Origin of the sequence: Nocardia sp. NPDC059691 (assembly GCF_042733915.1) — a bacterium.
Taxonomy (GTDB): Bacteria; Actinomycetota; Actinomycetes; order Mycobacteriales; family Mycobacteriaceae; genus Nocardia; species Nocardia sichangensis.
Genome location: NZ_JBHWFB010000008.1, coordinates 267004 through 284865, shown reverse-complemented (window position 1 = coordinate 284865; position 17862 = coordinate 267004). Strand labels below are relative to the sequence as shown.

General features: G+C 69.2%; 18 protein-coding genes. 15 read left to right on the top strand and 3 right to left on the bottom strand.

Features of this window, described 5'->3' with window-relative positions:
* Positions 1–72: 72 nt before the first annotated feature.
* The 14 genes from ACFV2O_RS19870 to ACFV2O_RS19805 all read left to right on the top strand — a co-directional run bounded on the left by ACFV2O_RS19870 (position 73) and on the right by ACFV2O_RS19805 (position 13207).
* Positions 73–1074, top strand: coding sequence for a hypothetical protein (locus ACFV2O_RS19870; protein ID WP_379253059.1), 1002 nt, complete (start codon positions 73–75; stop codon positions 1072–1074).
* Between the two features lie 194 nt (positions 1075–1268).
* Positions 1269–2396, top strand: coding sequence for a glycosyltransferase family 4 protein (locus ACFV2O_RS19865; protein WP_355072945.1), 1128 nt, complete (start codon positions 1269–1271; stop codon positions 2394–2396).
* Between the two features lie 29 nt (positions 2397–2425).
* Entirely contained in the window at positions 2426–2809 is a 384-nt protein-coding gene (locus tag ACFV2O_RS19860; RefSeq protein ID WP_379253058.1) for a polyketide cyclase / dehydrase and lipid transport, read from the top strand.
* Between the two features lie 37 nt (positions 2810–2846).
* Complete coding sequence (locus tag ACFV2O_RS19855; protein WP_355072941.1) at positions 2847–3281, top strand: SRPBCC family protein; 435 nt, start codon at positions 2847–2849, stop codon at positions 3279–3281.
* Positions 3278–4579, top strand: coding sequence for an ArsA family ATPase (locus ACFV2O_RS19850; RefSeq protein WP_379253117.1), 1302 nt, complete (start codon positions 3278–3280; stop codon positions 4577–4579). The genes ACFV2O_RS19855 and ACFV2O_RS19850 overlap by 4 nt, the downstream gene beginning before the upstream one ends.
* Positions 4569–4985, top strand: coding sequence for a hypothetical protein (locus ACFV2O_RS19845; RefSeq protein ID WP_379253057.1), 417 nt, complete (start codon positions 4569–4571; stop codon positions 4983–4985). The genes ACFV2O_RS19850 and ACFV2O_RS19845 overlap by 11 nt, the downstream gene beginning before the upstream one ends.
* Positions 4982–5992 (top strand): ROK family protein, encoded by a 1011-nt coding sequence (locus ACFV2O_RS19840; protein WP_355072938.1) that lies wholly within the window; start codon positions 4982–4984, stop codon positions 5990–5992. Before ACFV2O_RS19845 ends, ACFV2O_RS19840 begins: the two co-directional genes overlap by 4 nt.
* Before the next feature lie 178 nt (positions 5993–6170).
* The gene (locus ACFV2O_RS19835) at positions 6171–6902 is read left to right on the top strand and encodes a lysophospholipid acyltransferase family protein (protein WP_379253056.1); all 732 of its coding nucleotides are present in this window, start codon (positions 6171–6173) and stop codon (positions 6900–6902) included.
* Between the two features lie 43 nt (positions 6903–6945).
* Positions 6946–7617, top strand: a complete 672-nt coding sequence (locus ACFV2O_RS19830) for a phosphoribosylanthranilate isomerase (RefSeq protein WP_379253055.1) — start codon at positions 6946–6948, stop codon at positions 7615–7617.
* Positions 7618–7689: 72 nt separating this feature from the next.
* Entirely contained in the window at positions 7690–8454 is a 765-nt protein-coding gene (locus tag ACFV2O_RS19825; RefSeq protein WP_379253054.1) for a sporulation protein, read from the top strand.
* 70 nt (positions 8455–8524) lie between these two features.
* The gene (locus ACFV2O_RS19820) at positions 8525–10090 is read left to right on the top strand and encodes an alkaline phosphatase D family protein (protein WP_379253053.1); all 1566 of its coding nucleotides are present in this window, start codon (positions 8525–8527) and stop codon (positions 10088–10090) included.
* A 52-nt stretch (positions 10091–10142) separates the two neighbouring features.
* A complete protein-coding gene (locus ACFV2O_RS19815; protein ID WP_355072926.1) occupies positions 10143–11420 on the top strand; it encodes an FAD-binding oxidoreductase in 1278 nt (425 codons plus the stop codon).
* 99 nt (positions 11421–11519) lie between these two features.
* The gene (locus tag ACFV2O_RS19810; RefSeq protein WP_379253052.1) at positions 11520–11819 is read left to right on the top strand and encodes a YciI family protein; all 300 of its coding nucleotides are present in this window, start codon (positions 11520–11522) and stop codon (positions 11817–11819) included.
* Between the two features lie 290 nt (positions 11820–12109).
* Positions 12110–13207 carry a CSLREA domain-containing protein gene (locus tag ACFV2O_RS19805; protein WP_379253051.1) on the top strand — a complete coding sequence of 366 codons (1098 nt, stop codon included), beginning with the start codon at positions 12110–12112 and terminating at the stop codon, positions 13205–13207.
* On the opposite strand, the gene ACFV2O_RS19800 is transcribed toward ACFV2O_RS19805, so the two are convergent.
* The 3 genes from ACFV2O_RS19800 to ACFV2O_RS19790 form a co-directional block, all read right to left on the bottom strand.
* A complete protein-coding gene (locus tag ACFV2O_RS19800) occupies positions 13204–13860 on the bottom strand; it encodes a TetR/AcrR family transcriptional regulator (RefSeq protein WP_379253050.1) in 657 nt (218 codons plus the stop codon). The two genes, ACFV2O_RS19805 and ACFV2O_RS19800, sit on opposite strands and share 4 nt — an antisense overlap.
* Positions 13861–13983: 123 nt before the next feature.
* Complete coding sequence (locus ACFV2O_RS19795) at positions 13984–14400, bottom strand: cytochrome c oxidase subunit 4 (protein WP_355072918.1); 417 nt, start codon at positions 14398–14400, stop codon at positions 13984–13986.
* A gap of 13 nt (positions 14401–14413) precedes the next feature.
* On the bottom strand, positions 14414–15505 hold the full coding sequence (locus ACFV2O_RS19790) for a cytochrome c oxidase subunit II (protein WP_379253049.1): 1092 nt from the start codon (positions 15503–15505) through the stop codon (positions 14414–14416).
* A 364-nt stretch (positions 15506–15869) separates the two neighbouring features.
* Here ACFV2O_RS19790 and asnB point away from each other — a divergent pair, with 364 nt between their 5' ends.
* The gene (gene asnB / locus ACFV2O_RS19785) at positions 15870–17813 is read left to right on the top strand and encodes an asparagine synthase (glutamine-hydrolyzing) (RefSeq protein ID WP_379253048.1); all 1944 of its coding nucleotides are present in this window, start codon (positions 15870–15872) and stop codon (positions 17811–17813) included.
* Positions 17814–17862 lie beyond the last annotated feature (49 nt).

Here is a 17862-nt window from a genome sequence, read left to right as displayed (position 1 = left end):
GACCCACCCGGGCGGGCGGCGCGGCGCCTACCCCGTCGGCCGCACAGCCGTATCCCCCGCCAGGGCGCGCCGATGAACGGCATGCGGAGATTGCGCGCGTGGTGCTCGGCCCGGCGACGCTTCGAGTTCTGTCTCACCGTCGCGATGGTGGTGGCACTCACCGGCGTGTGCGTCGCGCTGATCATGTTGCCGAACACGGTGCTGCCGAAACTGCGGGCCGCGGAGCCGGGAGCGACCGAGGCGGTGGGTCAGGCGGCGGCCACCGATCCCCGGCTGGCCGAGGTGCGGCGCATCGTCGAACCGTTCGGGTCGATCATCGCCCGCCAAGTGCCGACCGGAGACGGGGGACGATCCCTGGTCGTCGGCCATCCCGACCAGCGGATCGAAATCGACGTGCTGGAACGTGAACTCGCCGAGGCCACCGCCGCGGTGACCGACGTCTGGGGTCCCGGCTGGGCGCAGTCCGCGCTGGTCGTCGTCGCCTCGTCGCCCTCCGAGTTCGCGGCCCTGCTGCGCTCACCCGGTCTCCTGCCGACCGAAGTCGCCGCCGCCTCCGTCGCCGATCCGTTCACGGCGGGCAGTCGGCCCACCGGCCAGCGCGTCGTCTTCGGCCCCGACACCGGACGCCGCCTCGATCCCGAGGGCATGGCCACCCTGCTGCGGCATGAACTCACCCACATCGCCGCTCGCGCCGACACCGTCGACGGCGCCCCGCTGTGGATGCTGGAGGGTTTCGCCGACTACACCGCGCACCACGGGGAGGACCAGCGGTTCTCCGACATCGCTCCCACGCTCACCGCGCATGCCCACGCGGGCCGGATCCCCGAGGATCTGCCGCCCGACACCGACTTCTCCGGCCCCGACGCCGCCTTCACATACGAAAAGGCCTGGTCGATCTGCGCCTTCGTCGCCGAGAAGTACGACCGAGCCCGCCTCGTCCAGCTCTACCACCGCATCGCGGCGGGCAAACAGGACCCCACCACCGAAGACGGCATCCTCCGCGAAGTCCTCGGCACCCCCCGCGCCGATTTCGTCGACGACTGGCGCGAGTGGCTCCGAACCCGAACCGCCTGACCCCTACCGACAGCCGCGAGCGCACCGGTACCGCACCCGTTACGCAGGGTCAGCGGACGTCGGCGCGGAATAGGAAGGCGTCGCGTGGCAACTGGAGCGAAGCGAGACCGAGCCTCTTCCGTTCGCGGCCACAAAGGGGCCGCGAACACGCAGCGCCGCAGGCGCTGCAAATCAGACCCAGTATTTTGTTGCGCATGGCTCGAACTCTGCTGGTTACCAATGATTTCCCGCCGCGGCCGGGCGGTATCCAGTCGTATCTGCAGGCGTTGGCTGGTGAGCTGCCGCCGGACGACCTGGTGGTCTACGCTCCGCGCTGGCGTGGCGACAGCCATCTGAAGTTCGATGCCCGGCAGAAGTTCCAGGTCATTCGCCATCCCACCACGCTGATGCTGCCGACTCCGCTGGTGCTGCGCAGAGCCGCGCGACTGTTGCGCAGCGAGCAGTGCGACACGGTGTGGTTCGGGGCCGCGGCGCCGCTGGCGCTGCTGTCGCCCGCGCTGCGTCGCGCGGGCGCGGAACGGATTCTGGCCAGTACCCACGGCCACGAGGTCGGCTGGTCGATGCTGCCGGGGGCCAGGCAGGCGCTGCGTGCCATCGGCGAGCACACCGATGTGGTCACCTACGTCAGCCGCTATACCCGCCGCCGGTTCGCGTCCGCGTTCGGCTCGAACGCGGCGCTCGAGTATCTGCCGCCCGGGGTGGACTCCGAGGTCTTCCGCCCGGATCCGGCCGCGCGGGCCGAACTGCGCGAACGATACGGCCTCGGCGACCGGCCGACCATTCTGTGCCTGTCCCGGCTGGTGCCGCGCAAGGGGCAGGACGCGCTGATCCTGGCGATGCGCGATATCCGTGAGCGTGTGCCGGGCGCGGTCCTGGTGATCGCGGGCGGCGGCCCCTTCGAGGACAAGCTGCGCGCCCTGGCGGTCGCCGCGGGCGTCACCGAGGACGTGGTGTTCACCGGCCGCGTCCCGTCCGGTGAGTTGGCCGCGCATCACACGCTGGCGGACGTCTTCGCGATGCCGTGCCGGACCAGGGGCGCGGGGCTGGATGTGGAGGGGCTCGGCATCGTCTACCTGGAGGCGTCGGCGTCCGGTGTCCCGGTGGTGGCGGGTAACTCCGGCGGCGCGCCGGAGACGGTGATCGAGGGCAAGACCGGTCGCGTGGTGGACGGGCGTTCCGTGCAGCAGATCGCCGACGCCCTGGTGGACATTCTGTCCGACCGGGATGCCGCCGCGCGGATGGGCGCGGCGGGCCGCGCGTTCGTCGAGCAGCAGTGGCGCTGGGACAGCTTGGGCGCGCGCCTGCGACAGCTGCTGCGGTGATCCGCGTCGCATCTACTACGCTCAGCGGAGTGAGCAGTATCCAGGTCGCAGATCAGACCTTCGTCGCCGCACCGGGGGCCGCCGTGGCCGAGCTGCTGGCGGGACCGAACAATTGGCGCCGTTGGTGGCCCGACCTGGCCCTGGATGTCCGTGAGGATCGAGCCGAGAAGGGTATCCGCTGGTCGGTGTCCGGTGGCCTGACGGGGACCATGGAGGTGTGGCTGGAGCCCGCGCTCGACGGGGTGATCCTGCACTACTTCCTGCACGCCGAGCCGGAGCCCGCGCTGCCCGCGGGCAAGCTCGCCGCCGCCAACCGGGCGCGCCGGGTCGCGGGCAAGAACATGTCGTTCGAGGTGAAGTCCCGGCTGGAGGCGGGCCGCCCCGCCGGTGTCAGTCCCGCGCTCCAGCCTTGATCTACCAGCACCGACGCTGAAAGGAACCGCTGTCCGCATGGCCGACCGGACCCAGAGATCGATCGTCATCGAGGCCCCGTCGCAGCAGGTGATGTCCGTCATCGCCGATCTGGAGTCCTATCCCGAGTGGGTATCCGCGGCGAAGTCGGTGGAGGTGCTGGAGGTGGGGCCGGACGGTCTGGCCAAGACCGCGCGGTTCGTGTTGGACGCCGGGGTGGTCAAGGACACCTACGTCCTGTCCTACGAGTGGCGCGCCGACCGTAAGGCGGTCAGCTGGCGGCTGCTCAGCGGCGAGTTGCAGAAGGCGCAGAACGGCACCTACGAGCTGATCGATCGGCCCGGCGGCACCGAGGTCGTCTACACGCTCACCGTCGACCTGAACATCCCGATGATCGGCATGTTCAAGCGCAAGGCCGAGAAAGTGATCACCGACACCGCGCTGAAGGAACTGAAGAAACGGGTCGAAGGCTGACCGCGCACAAGACCCGGGTCGAGCTGTTCATCGGCAAGGGTGGGGTGGGCAAGACCACGCTCGCGTGCGCCACCGCCATGGCCGAGGCCAGGTCGGGCCGTCGCGTGCTGATCGCCTCGCTGGATCAGGCGCATTCGCTCGGCGACGCGCTCGGCTTCCGCTTCCCGCACGATCCGGGCACCGTCACCGGCGTCGCCACCGTGCTGCCCGGACTGGACGTGATCGAGATCGATTCGCTCGCGCTGCTCGAGGACCGGTTCCGCGACGTGGTGCGGGTGATCTCGGCCGGCCGCGGGCACGAGCACGGTTTCGACCTCGCCGCGCTGGACCCGGCGGAACTGACCGGATTGCCCGGCGTGCAGGAACTGCTGATGCTGGTGGAGATCGCCCAGTTCGCCGCCGAGGACGACTGGGATCTGATCGTCGTCGACTGCCCGCCCTCGGCGGACATGCTGCGCATCGTCACCGCGCCCGGCACGCTGCTAGGTTACGTGGAACGGATGTGGCCACCGCACGCACGGGCGATGAGCGCCGTCGGCACCGACCTGCGGCGCGCCGTGCTCGCGGCAACGGTGGAACGAATCGTGCGGGCGGTCACGGAAGTTCGCGATCTGCTCGCCGACCACCGGCGCACGCGGGCGCGGCTGGTCACCCTCGCCGAGCGCGTCGCGGTGGCCGAGTCGCAGCGGGTGCGCTCCGCCGCGGCGCTGCTGGGCCTGCGGTTGGACGCCGTCGTGGTGAACAAGGTGCTGCCCGATCTCGCGACGCCCGACGGAGCCGAACATCCGGCGGTGCAGTGGTATTCGAACCGGCGCGGCGAGCAATCCGACGTCATCGCCGAGTTGCGGAGCACGATGCCGGGTATACCGGTGGTGATCGCGCGGCACACCGGCCCGGAGCCGATCGGGCTGAACTCGCTGGCCGCGCTGTCGTACGCGATGGACTCGGCGGGCGACACCGGGGACGCTGCGCTTATGCTGAGCGACAATCAGACGGAGGTCGACGCGAGTTCCGGCGAACCGCTGGTTCTCCTGGAATCCGGCACCGGATTGCAGTCGGTGTACGCGCTGCGCATGCACCTGCCGGTGGTCGACGCCGCCACATTGCGCCTTGGCCGAGTGGAGGACGATTTGATCGTGGGAGCGGACGGTGTCCGGCGCCGGGTTGGCCTGGCGCCGGTATTGCGGCGGTGCACGGTCGACGGCGCCGAACTCGATGACGGATACCTGGTGGTCCGCTTCCGGCCCGATCCGCGGGTCTGGGCGCACGCGTCCGAAAGTCGCGACCATGACCGGTGATCCGCACTCGCCCAGGGGCGAGGAGGTCGGCGGCCACACCGCGCCGGACGGTGTCGCCGAATTCGCCGAGGAATTGAAGCTGCTGGCCGAGGCGGTGCTGGAACGGGTCGAGCCGGTGCTGCGGCGCGCGGCCGACGGACAGGTCGAGTGGTCCAACTGCAGCTGGTGTCCGGTGTGCGCGGCCGCGGCGCTGGTGCGCGGGGAGCACCACGACGTGCTGGCCGCGGTCGCCGAGCACGGCACCGCGATCGTCACCGTGCTGCGCGAGGCGCTGGCCGGAGTGCCGGTCGAACCCGTCATGCCCACCGAAGCCGACCCGGAGACCGGCGCGCCGCATCGCCATGGCCGGCCCGGGGACGACGACGGTCCCCGTTACGTCGACATTCCCGTGACGATCAAGGTATGACGCACCAGATGGCCGGTACGCGACCGCTGACCGTCGGAATAGACGTCGGCGGCACCAACATTCGGGCGTCGGTGATCGATGACAGCGGCGAGGTGCTGGACACGGTCCAGGCGCCGACGCCGCATTCCGCGCGAGCGCTGGAGGACGCGCTGGACCGGGCCGTGCGCGACCTGTCCGGCAGGCATCCCATCGGCGCGGTCGGCCTCGCGGTCGCCGGGTTCATCAACGGCGATCGCTCCACCGTCCGGTTCGCCCCGCATCTACCCTGGCAGGACGCCCCGGTCGCCCAGCGTCTCACCGAACGGCTGGAACTGCCGGTGATCCTGGAACACGACGCCAACGCGGCGATGTGGGCCGAGTATCGGTTCGGCGCCGCCGCGGGCGGGCACAACGTGGTGCTGATCGCGATCGGCACCGGCATCGGCGCCGCCCTGCTGATCGACGGCCAGCTGTATCGGGGCACGCACGGCGTCGCACCCGAACTGGGTCATCTGCAAGTCGTTCCGCAGGGGCGGCCCTGTCCGTGCGGCAAACGCGGGTGCTGGGAGCGCTACTGCAGCGGAACCGCTTTGGCAGAGACCGCGATCGAGATGCTGGCCAGCGATACCCTGCGCTCCGTGCTGGCCAGGGATGTGGCACGCGATCCCGGCTCGCTGACCGGACGGCGGGTCGCGGGCGCCGCGCAGGACGGCGACCCGCTCGCCGTGCGGGTGATGGCCGACTTCGCGCGCTGGCTCGGGCTCGGGCTGGCGTTCGTCAGCGACATCTTCGATCCGGACCTGGTGGTCATCGCGGGCGGCGTGAGCAGTTCGGCGCCGTTGTTCCTGGACGAGGCGCGGGAAGAGTACGCGCGCGCGATCACGGGCGCGGGACACCGGCCGCTGGCCCGCATACGAACCACCCAACTGGGTGAGGCCGCGGGCATGATCGGCGCGGCCGACCTCGCGAGGGCGGCACTGCCCTCGGGCGCGCGTAAGTCCGCGCGCGTCGCGCGGACCAGTCGTTGACCACGCCGCCACGACCCCTCGTGGCCTGCCGCGACACGCCGGTCGTCGTCATCGCTCGGCGTCGGGGCCGAAGTGTGGTGAGATTCGCCGCTGCGGTTGGATGTGATCTTGCACCGGCGGTAAAGTCGGCAGTTGAAGCAGGTGCCCGCAACTATCCCGGTCCCGGGGGAAGGACGTCATGTTCTACTGGCTGCTGAAGTTCGTGCTGCTGGGACCGTTCATTCATCTCTACAACCGGCCTACGGTCGAAGGCGTAGAGAACATTCCGGCGGACGGGCCGGCCATCATGGCGGGTAACCATCTCTCCTTCGCCGACTGGCTGTTCGCTCCGTTGCTCAGCCCGCGGCGGATCAGCTACCTCGCCAAGGCCGAGTACTTCAACACCCCGGGCATCAAGGGCCGGCTCCAGAAGTTCTTCTTCAGCGCCTCGGGCCAGTACCCGATCGATCGCAGCGGCGCCGACGCCGCCGAGGACGCGCTCAACGCCGCCCGCAAGCTGCTCGACCAGGGCCGTCTGGTCGGCCTCTACCCCGAGGGCACCCGCTCCCCCGACGGCCGCCTGTACAAGGGCAAGACCGGCTTGGCCCGCCTGGCGCTGGAGACCGGCGTCCCCGTCATCCCGGTCGCCGTCATCGGCACCGACGAGGTGAGCCCGCCCGGACCGTTCCGCTGGCGCCGCAGGAAGGTGAAAGTCAAGTTCGGCGAGCCCATCGACTTCTCCCGCTACGACGGCATGGGCGGCAACCGCTTCGTCGAGCGCGCCGTCACCGACGAGGTCATGTACGAGCTCATGCAGCTCACCGGCCAGGAGTACGTCGACGTCTACGCCCACAGCCTGAAGAAGGGCGTCCCCAGCGGCAGCCACCCCGCCGCCGTCCCCGTCCGCATCCCGGACACCGCCGCAGGCTGATCACTCCATCCAGGACGATCAAGGTCCCCTCGAGCCGGCTGACGTGCGCCCGTCGACCGTACGGACGAAGATCTGTGGCATCCGATCGGAGGCCGACCTGCGCGCCGCCGTCGCCGCGGGCGCCGACGCGGTCGGATTCATCTCGGGCGTAACGCATGTCAGTGAAGACGCGCTCGACCGGCGTCGCGCTGCCACGCTGGCGGCGGCCACCCCGCCGTTCGTCACCCGGGTGCTGGTCACACATCTGGAGGACCCGGCGGCGATCATCGCACTGGCCGACCGGGTGGGTGTGGACGCGATCCAGGTCCACGGGCTGGTCTCCGCCGATGTGGTCGCCCGGGTACACGAACGCGCGGCCGGGCGGCCGGTTCTCGCCGCCGTACACGTGACCGGTCCGGAGGCCGTCGGCGCCGCACGCGCCATGGCTCCGTATTGCGATGCGGTGCTGCTCGATTCGCGCACCCCCGACCGGCTGGGCGGCACCGGACGCGCACACGATTGGTCGATCAGCGCCACCATCGTCGGCGCGATGGCCGAGTTCGACCGTCCCGTCGTACTGGCAGGCGGCCTCACGCCCGCGACGGTCGCCGCGGCCGTCGGGCAGGTCCACCCGTACGCCGTCGACGTCAACAGCGGCGTCGAATACCCCGGCGGCGACAAGGATCCCGCTGCTTGCGACGCCTTCGTCGCCGCCGCTCGATCGGCGCTGCCCTAGACTCGGCCGAGTCGTCCACAGCGACAAGGTAATGACAAGCCTTCGGTAAGACGGCGCGGCGAAAGTACGGGCATGTTCAAGAAGTTGCTGGCGGTGGCCGGGGTCGGTGGGGCCGAAGTGGAAACCGAGTTGTTCACGCCGGGTGTGCAGCCCGGGGGCACGGTGGAGGGCGTGATCCGTTTGCGGGGCGGAGCGGTCGCGCAGGAGATCACCCAGGTGGCCGTCGAGTTCGTGACCAGGGCCGAGCAGGAGTACGAGGATCACGAGGGCGTGCGCGACGTCGCGTTCGGACGTACCGGGGTGCACGGACCGTTGCATCTGCCCGAGGGGGCGCCGCTGGAGTTCCGGTTCGCGGCCCGCGCGCCGATGGAAACACCGATCACGTTCTACAACGGACGACACCTGCCCGGCACGGTGGTCTCGCTGCGCACGATCGTGGAGATCCACGGCGCGGTGGACGCCGCCGACACCGACCCGATCGGCGTCGGCGCCCTGCCCGCTCAGCACGTGCTGCTGGAAGCGGTGGAACGCTTGGGATTCCATTTGCGTAGCGCGGACGTGGAATCCGGCCGGGTGCACGACACGCCCCAGACGCTGCCGTTCTACCAGGAGATCGAGTTCGCGGGCGCACCGCACTACCCGGGCCTGAACCAGCTCGAGGTGACTTTCGTTCCGACCGAGACCGGCATGAGCGTGGTCCTGGAGGCGGACAAGCGCGGCGGTTGGCTCTCCGAGGGCCGCGACGTGTTCGACGCGCTGTGGGTGGACTACCAGCACCTGGCCGGCGTGGACTGGGCGGGCGAACTGCACCACCGTATAGCGCGCCTGGCGCACTGACTCTTGCTTGTTGTCCACACGGACCCGGCCCGTTCACGCGCCGTTGACGTAGTTGCGTCAGGGTTGCCTCATGACCGGCTCGGACTCGAGACCCTCCCGGCGCACCGTATTGCGCGCCTCCGCGCTCGGACTGGTGGCGGCCCCTGCACTGGCGGCATGCTCGCCGGACAACGGCCCCGCGCTGGTCCGCGGGCGGCCGGTGCTCACACACGGTGTCGCGGTGGGTGATCCGCGCGCGGACGGCGCACTGATCTGGGCCCGCGCCGATCGCCCCGCCACCTTGCTGGTGGAAACCGCCGCCACGGAATCGTTCACCGATCCCAAGCGTTTCACCGGACCGCTGCTCACACCCGACTCCGACGGCACCGGCCGGGTGCGGGTCAACGGCCTGCCCGCCGGAACGCAGGTGCACTACCGGGTGACGCTGCGCGGCGAGGACGGCGCCACCTCCGAACCGGTCACCGGCGTCTTCCGCACCGCGCCCACCGCCGCGTCGGACATCCGGCTCCAGTGGTCCGGCGACGTCGCGGGCCAGGGCTACGGCATCAACCCGGAGCTGGGCGGCATGAGGATCTTCGCCGTCATGGCCGCCCGCGACCCGCATCTGTTCCTGCACTCCGGCGACTCGATCTACGCCGACGGACCGCTGCGGGAATCGGTCGCCCTGCCCGACGGGCGGATCTGGCGCAATGTGGTGAGCGAGGCGAAAAGCGCTGTCGCGCAGACCCTCGACCAGTTCCGCGGCAACTACGCCTACAACCTGACCGACGAGAACTACCGCCGCTTCAACAGTTCGGTCGCCCAAGTGGTCCAGTGGGACGACCACGAGACGGTGAACAACTGGTACCCGGGCGGACTGGTCGGCGAGTCCAAGGGCTACACCGAACGCTCCATGGACACCCTGGCCACCCGTTCCTGGCAGGCCTTCCACGAGTGGATGCCGCTGGAGCCGAGGGAAGCGGTGGACGGCCGCCTGTATCGCAAGATCTCCTACGGTCCGCTGCTCGACGTCTTCGTGCTGGACATGCGCGCGAACAAGGACGCCAACAACGCGAACAACGGCCCCGACGGCCGCATCTTCGGTCCGGCGCAGACGAAGTGGCTCGTCGACAGCCTGCGCGAGTCCACCGCCACCTGGAAGATCATCGCCAACGACCTGCCGCTCGGCTTGGTCGTCCCGGACGGCGAACAGAAGAACACCACCGCCTTCGAGGGACCCGCCAACGGCGATCCCGGCGCGCCGTCGGGCCGGGAACGCGAGATCGCCCAGGTGCTGTCGTCGATCAAGGCGAACAAGGTGGCCAACGTCGTCTGGCTCACCGCCGACGTGCACTACACGGCGGCGCACCGTTATTCGCCCGAGCGGGCGGCCTTCACCGACTTCGACGAGTTCTGGGAGTTCGTCTCCGGTCCGCTCAACGCGGGCGCGTTCGGCCCGAACCAGCTCGACGGCACGTTCGGTCCGGAGGCGGTCTACGTGCACGCCCCGCCGGTGCAGAACAGCTCGCCACTGGACGCCTTCCAGCATTTCGGCGAGGTGCGCATCGACGGAAGGTCAAGGGAACTGACCGTAGATCTGTGCGACGCCGCCGGATCCGTCCTGTTCAGCAAGAGCCTTGCGCCGGCGTCGCGGTGACACCCCGCTTCGGGGGAGCGGCGCGGGCCGCGCTGTGGTTAGCTCTTCTGCCATGAGCACGCCGCACATTGTCTCCAACGCCGAGGAATACCTCCCCCGCGATACCGCCGATGTCGTTCGCACGGTGCGGGATTCACGTGGGCGATCGGAACGGCTGATGGTGCGCGGCGGCGAGCTGCTCGACGAGGGCCTCGCGCTGCCCGCTCAGCCGACCGTGGTGTCGCTGCGCCGGATGAATCAGGTGCTGGACATCAACCTGGGCCGGCGCACCGTCCGGGTGCAGGCGGGCGCCAAACTCTCCGATATCGACCGCAGGCTCGGCGCGCACGGCCTCGGCCTGCCCGTCGTCGGCGATCACCGCGACATCACCGCGGGCGGCTTCGCCTCGGTCGGCGGCGTCAGCGCGGCCTCGCACAAACACGGCCTGTTCATCGACCAGATCGTCGATCTGGAGTACGTGGACACCGACGGGCGCATCGGCACCTGCGGGCGCACCCACCACACCGAGCGGTTCCAGCGCATCCTGGGCGCGGGCGGCCGGGCGGGCATCATCACCGCGCTCACCCTGGACGCGATCGAGATCGACAAGGAACGCACCTGGCTGACCACCGACGCCGACCGGTTCCTGGACTTCGACTCCTTCGTCGAGCACGCCTATGCGGAGATCTTGCGGCCCGGCAACGCCGAACTGCAGGTCGGCCGCTGGGTCGATACCGCGCCGCTGAAGGTGGCGCGCCCGGTCGGCACCGGTCACGTACAGCTGGGCACCGTGCGCTTCGGGCAGTGGTCGAGCCTGTACCCCACCGCGCCCACCAGGGGACTGCGCGCCCGGCGCGAGGTCGGGTCGCGCGCGCGGAAATCGCTGGGCGCCATCGCCTCCGCCGCGCCCGGCAAGGCGGGCATGCCTGTGCGCAACGCGGCCGCGGGCGCGGTGCTGTTCGCGCCGAAGGTGCAAACCCTCCGCGATGCGGAGTATCTGGCCGATACGGCGCTCAGCTCGTCCGAGCGTGGTCCCGCCTACCGGGTGGGCATTTTCGCGCCCCTGTCGAGCTATACGTCGGTGTTCTACCGCCTCCACGATCTGTTCTCGGGACACCGGGAACGCACCGGCTGCTTCACGGTCATCTCCGCGATGACCTACGGCGTCCGCTCGCGCTACCTGCGCGCCGAATCCGCCGCCCGCGGCCTGCCCGCCGAAGACCACGGCCTGATCACCTTCACCTGCCGCCTGCGCCCTGCCGCGCTCCCGTCGGAACAGTTGCGCGACATCGTCTCCGGCATCGAGGAGATCTGCCGTTCGGAGAACTCGCTGCGGTACGAAGCGGAGTAGCGGTTCGGCCCGCACCATCCCTCGGTCGAGGGCCGCTGGTGCGCGTGCCGCCGGAAATCGCCGTGACCACCGATCAGGGCCAGCGCTAGCGTTGCGTTCATGTTCGTCGTGACCGTCACCTACACCGTTCCGCTCGCCGAAGTGGACCCCCTGCGCCCCGCTCACGGTCGCTGGCTGGAGCAGCTCATCACCGACCGGCGCCTCGTGCTGGCGGGACGCCGCGTTCCACTGGTGGGCGGCGTCTACCTGACCACCGATATGCCGCGCGATCGGCTCGACTCGATCCTTGCCACCGATCCGTACCTGCTCCACGGCGTCGCGACGCACGAGATCGTGGAGTTCACGCCACTACTCGGCGCGCCCGAGGTGATCGCGGCCTCCGACCGCAACGGAGCCTGAGGTGAGCCGGACACAGCGGGTCTGATTCGCGAGCACGCACCGCCGAATTCGCCACTCACACTCGGTGAAACTCCGACTGAGCGCTTCTCGGGCCCGAGGTAGTTCTCGAACACCGCCCTGCCGCGGCTGTCAGGATGCGGACGACGCCGATGCCGATCAGCGACTGCGGACCGAATTCCGGAAAACGCCACCGGTAGCGGGTTCTGATGCGACATAGTTGTAAACGCTCACGTTCCCTACTTATACGCGGGCGTACCTTACTCCATGTTCGTGATCGGATCAGAGACCTCATGAGGACGAGCACATCTGCCGCGGCGATCAGCGCATTCGCCATCTCAGCCCTGGTCGCGGGAGCCGTGGCCGGTTTTCCCGCAGCGGCCGACGCCGACACCTCACCCACCGCGGGTGCGCCGGGTGTGATAACGGTGGACTCCACGACGGACGACGTAGCGGCCGACCCAGGCAGCGGGCAATGCCGCACGATCTCCGGCGCCTGCACGCTGCGCGCCGCGGTGCAGACGGCCAATGCCCGTCCAGGCAGCACAATCGTGGTTCCCGCCGGTCGATACGTGTTGACGATCGCCCCCGACCAGCGGAAAGTACAGGGTCGCAACCCTGATCCGACCACGGGCGACCTGAACCTGACCGCCCCCACGACGCTGCGCGGCGCCGGCCGCGATCGAACAGTTCTGGACGCGGGCGGGATCGACCGGGTGCTCAGTGTCGCCGCGCCCGTGACGTTGGCGGGATTGACGGTGACCGGCGGAGTCGCCGCCCAGCACGAGATCCCGTTCTACGACACCGGCGGGGGCGGCATCGCGAATTCGTCGGATCTCGTTCTCGACGACGTCGTGGTCCAGGGCAACAGCGCCGGATACGGCGGCGGCATCTTCAACGTGCCCGGCTCGGACTTGAAGACGAGGAATACGGTCATCTCCGGCAATTCCGCGGGCGAGGCGGGTGGTGTGCGGTGCGACAACACCTGCACCTTCACCGACACCACCATCGCGGACAACCACGTGGTCGACCCCGGAGTCTGGTACCGCCCCGGCGGTTTCGCCGGACGCGGCGGCGGCGTCGACGTTCGGGGAAGGGGCGTGGTGACCTTCGATCGCGCGACGATCACCGGGAACACCGCATCCGACGGCGGCAGTGGCATCAACGTCGCGCCGGCCTACCTCGACACCCTTCCACGCCGGTTGACCGACCTGGTGGACGTCCCTCTCGGCACCGTCCTCCTGCGGGACTCCACGGTTCTCGGCAACAGGTCCGGGACAGCTGTGGTCAACTGCGCCGAGGTGTTCGCGAGAATTGCCTCGGAAGGTGGCAACACCAGCGACGACGCATCCTGCAACCTCACCGGGGCCGGCGACAGAGTTCTGTCCTAGTCGGCGGGCGTCGGCGGCCCGAGCAAGGCGCGGTGGATGTACACAACGGCTTCCTCGAGCTCGAGCAAGTCTCCTCCGGCACGGAGGGTTCGGCGGACGGCCTCGTTGGTCGCGTCGGTGACCGCCAGGTACGCGCAATCGGGAACGGTGGAGTCGACGGGGCCCGCTGCCGCACGCCAAGATCGGATGAATCCGGCGAACCACTGCTGGCATCGTTCGAACGACTCGATCGCGCGCGACCCGGCCACCGCGGTTTCCAGGTAGAAGGCACGGGCGAACGAAGGCTCGTCGCGCAGCAGCGTGAGGTACTCACGGATGCCGCGGCGGAGCGCTTCGAGTGGCGTCACCGGCTCGGACGAGATCTGCCTCATGACCTGCCGGAGATGATCGATCATCAGATCGCGGCCGGTCTCGGCCGCCGCGAGGAAGCAGGCTTCCTTGTCCGGAAAGTGCTGATAAAACGTCCGACGCGAAACCTTCGCGGCAGCGGCGATATCCGCGATCGTCGCATCGAGGTAGCCCCGGTCGGCGACGACGACCGTGACCCCGTACAGCAGGCGCTGCCGTTGCGAGCCCGTCACCAGGTCGCGAGCGAGGCCGTGCGGTCCGTGCGGTAACGCCTTCAAGGTCGGTTCCAGCAACTTCTCTCCCACCCGCACCTTCATAGCAGGTGCGGGCCCGGAGCTACCCGGACTCCGCCGCTTCGGCAGCTCGTCGCACACGCGAAACGGCCCCACCGGATTTTTCCGGTGGGGCCGTTTCGGCAGATCTTCGGCTCAGTGCTTCTCGGGGCCGAGGTAGTACTCGAACACCAGCCCGGCGGCGGCGGTCAGGACGCACACGACGCCGATGCCGATCAGCCAGAACTGGAAGAACGCCAGGCCGAGCGCGGTCACCGAACCGGCGGCGGCCAGCGTGATCGGCCAGAAGCTGCCGGGCGAGAAGAAGCCCAGGTCGCCCGCACCGTCGACGATCTCGGCGTCCTCGTAGTCCTCCGGGCGCAGGTCGAGACGACGGGCGACGAACCGGAAGTAGGTCCCGATGATCAGCGACAGACCCGCGGTCAACACCATGGCCGTGGTGCCCGCCCACTCGACACCCGTACGCGACTGACCGGTGAAGAAGCCGTAGACGCCCGCGATGATGATGAAGAACACCGTGAGCAGTTCGAAAATCCGCGCTTCGATCTTCATGTCAGATCAATCCTCACTTGCTCTCGGCCGAGGCCGCGCTCTTGGTGTCGCGCCTGGTGTTGAACGGCGCGGTGGACGTGGCGACCGGAGACTCCCCGATGGACGCGAGCGCCTCGGCGTTGGTCTTGCCCGCCTGACGCGCGTCCAGGTACTTGGTGAACTTCTCCGGCGTGACCGCGCGGACCTCGAAGTTCATCATCGAGTGGAAGGTGCCGCACATCTCGGCGCAGCGGCCGACGAACGCGCCTTCCTTCTCGATCTTGGAGATCTGGAAGACGTTGTCGGAGTGGTTTTCCTTCGGGTTGGGCATCACGTCGCGCTTGAACAGGAACTCCGGCACCCAGAAGGCGTGGATCACGTCGGCGGCGGCGAGCTGGAACTCGATGACCTTGCCGGTCGGCAGCACCAGGACCGGGATCTCGTTGCTCGAGCCGATCGTCTCGACCTTGTCGTAGTGCAGGTAGGAGAGGATGTCGTTCTCCGGCTTGCCGTGCACCGGGCCAGGCTGCGGGTGACCGTCCTTGGTCCGTTCCTTGTACCCCTCGAGCTGCTCCTGGTTCAGCGCCTCACGCGAGGCGTCGACGCCGTCGAACCGGTAGCCGCCCTTGAAGTCGACGTTGCGGTAGCCGAACTTCCAGTTCCACTGGAAGGCGGTCACGTCGACGGTGACGTCGGGGTTGTCCACCTTCTCGTGCACGTAGTTCTGCACGACCACGGTGAAGTAGAACAGCACGGCGATGATGACGAACGGAATCGCCGTGTAGGTCAGCTCCAGCGGCACGTTGTAGCCGGTCTGGCGCGGGAACTCCGGAGAGTCGGCCTTCTTGCGGTGGAACGCGATGGTCCAGAAGGTCAGACCCCAGACCAGCACGCCCATCGCCAGCGCGGCGATGACCGACCAGGTCCACAACTCCCGCATCCGGGTGGCCTGCGGCGTGATGCCGGACGGCCAGCCGAACCGCAGCCAAACAGTGTCGATCGAGCAGCCCGAGACGAGCAGCGCGGTGATCCCCAAGGACACCGCCAGCCCGGCCCGCCGAAGGATACGGCCCTGCCGACCCCGGGCGGGTCGTGCCCCGATCTCTTCGCTCGCCTTGTGCGCCACGCTCACGCCTTCCTGGTCGCCACACATTCCGACAGTGCATCGTCCGGGCTGCGATGGGCCCCGACGATACGTCCTAAGCTCGTATCAGGGCACTCCCCGGGCCGGCGCAGTCGCGCGCGGGTCGCCTGAGAGAGACCTGAGTACTACGCAGCGTAGACCAAACGCACCCCCCCTTTGTCGTCGGGTCGGCTTCGACACCTCACCGGGCCCGCCGGGATCATCGTCACCAGCGATTCCGCCCTGACGTGACGCGCGCGACGCGCGGACGCCCTAGGTGCGGCATACTCGGACACTAGATTTCGTCCCCTTGCGCCCCATCCGGTGCGCGCGTATCCCGACTGTGAGAAATGAGGTTGCCGACGCCGTGTGTGGACTGCTCGGATTCCTGGCATCTGACGAGGCGGCACCTGGCACGGTGGAGCAGGTCTACGAGGCCTTGCACTGCGTGCGCCACCGCGGCCCGGACGAGCGCGGCACCTGGCACGACGACCATGTGATCTTCGGGTTCAACCGCCTGTCGATCATCGACATCGAGCACTCGCACCAGCCGCTGCGCTGGGGCCCGCCCGAGCGGCCCGACCGCTACGCGCTCACCTTCAACGGCGAGATCTACAACTATCTCGAGCTGCGCGCGGAACTCGCCGAGGCGCACGCCGCCGAGTTCCCGGACGGCAAGATCTTCCAGACCGAGGGCGACAGCGAGGCCATCGTCGCGGCGTTCCACTACTGGGGTCCGGAGGCAGTGCGGCGGCTGCGCGGCATGTTCGCCTTCGCGATCTGGGACGCCGAGACCAAGGAGCTGTTCCTGGCCCGCGACCCGTTCGGCATCAAACCGCTGTTCCTGGCCACCGGGCCGGGCGGAACCGCGTTCGGCAGCGAGAAGAAGAGCCTGCTCGAACTGCTGCCCGCGCTGCGGCTGAGCGACGAGCTGGACCCGCGCGCGCTGGAGCACTACACGGTGCTGCAATACGTGCCCGAGCCGGAGACGCTGCACAAGGACGTCCGCAGGCTGGAATCGGGCAGCTACGCCACCGTGCGGCCCGGCGCGGCGCCGGTCGTCACCCGGTACTTCACCCCGAAGTTCCCGGTGCGCCCGTTCACCCCCGGCTCGGCGGCGTCCCGCTACCGGGAGATCGCCGCGGCGCTCGAGGACTCCGTCGCCAAGCACATGCGCGCCGACGTGACAGTCGGCTCGTTCCTGTCCGGCGGCATCGACTCCACCGCGGTCGCGGCGCTGGCCATGCGGCACAACCCGAAGCTGATCACGTTCACCACCGGGTTCGAGCGCGAGGGCTACTCGGAGGTGGACGTGGCCGCCGAGAGCGCCGAGGCGATCGGCGCGCGGCACGTGGTGAAGGTGGTCTCCCCCGCCGAGTTCGCCGCGGCGATCCCGGAGATCGTCTGGTACCTCGACGACCCGGTGGCCGACCCGGCGCTGGTCCCGCTGTACTTCGTCGCCAAGGAGGCCCGCAAGCACGTCAAGGTGGTGCTCTCGGGTGAGGGCGCCGACGAGCTGTTCGGCGGGTACACCATCTACCGCGAGCCGCTGTCGCTGAAGCCGTTCGAGAAGCTGCCCCGCGGCCTGCGCAGGCTGGCGGGCAAGCTGTCGGACCGGATTCCGGACGGCACGAGGGGCAAGAGCCTGTTGCACCGCGGCTCGCTCACGCTGGAGGAGCGCTACTACGGCAACGCGCGCAGCTTCAGCGACGCCCAGCTGCGCGCCGTGCTGCGCGAGTTCCGGCCGGAATGGACCCACCAGGACGTCACCGCGCCGCTCTACGCGCAGTCGCGCGGCTGGGATCCGGTGGCCCGGATGCAGCACCTGGACCTGTTCACCTGGTTGCGCGGCGACATCCTGGTCAAGGCCGACAAGATGACCATGGCCAACTCGCTGGAACTGCGCGTGCCGTTCCTGGACTCCGAGGTGCTGAAGGCGGCCGAGGGATTGCCGTTCGACCAGAAGATCACCAAGGAGACCACGAAGTACGCGCTGCGTCAGGCGCTGGAGGGCATCGTGCCGCCGCACGTGCTGCACCGCGCCAAACTCGGCTTCCCGGTCCCGCTGCGGCACTGGCTGCGCGGCACGGAACTCTACGACTGGGCGCAGCAGCAGATCGCGGAGTCGCAGACCGACCACCTGCTGAACAAGGCCGCGATCAGCGAGATGCTGGTCGCGCACCGGGCCGGGACCGCCGATCACAGCCGCAGGCTGTGGACACTGCTGGTGTTCATGGTGTGGCACGGCATCTTCGTCGAGGACCGGATCAAGCCGGAGATCCAGGAGCCGGTCTACCCGGTCTCGCTCTGACCCGGAAACGCGGGAAAGGCGCGCACCCGGCCGGGTGCGCGCCTTTCGT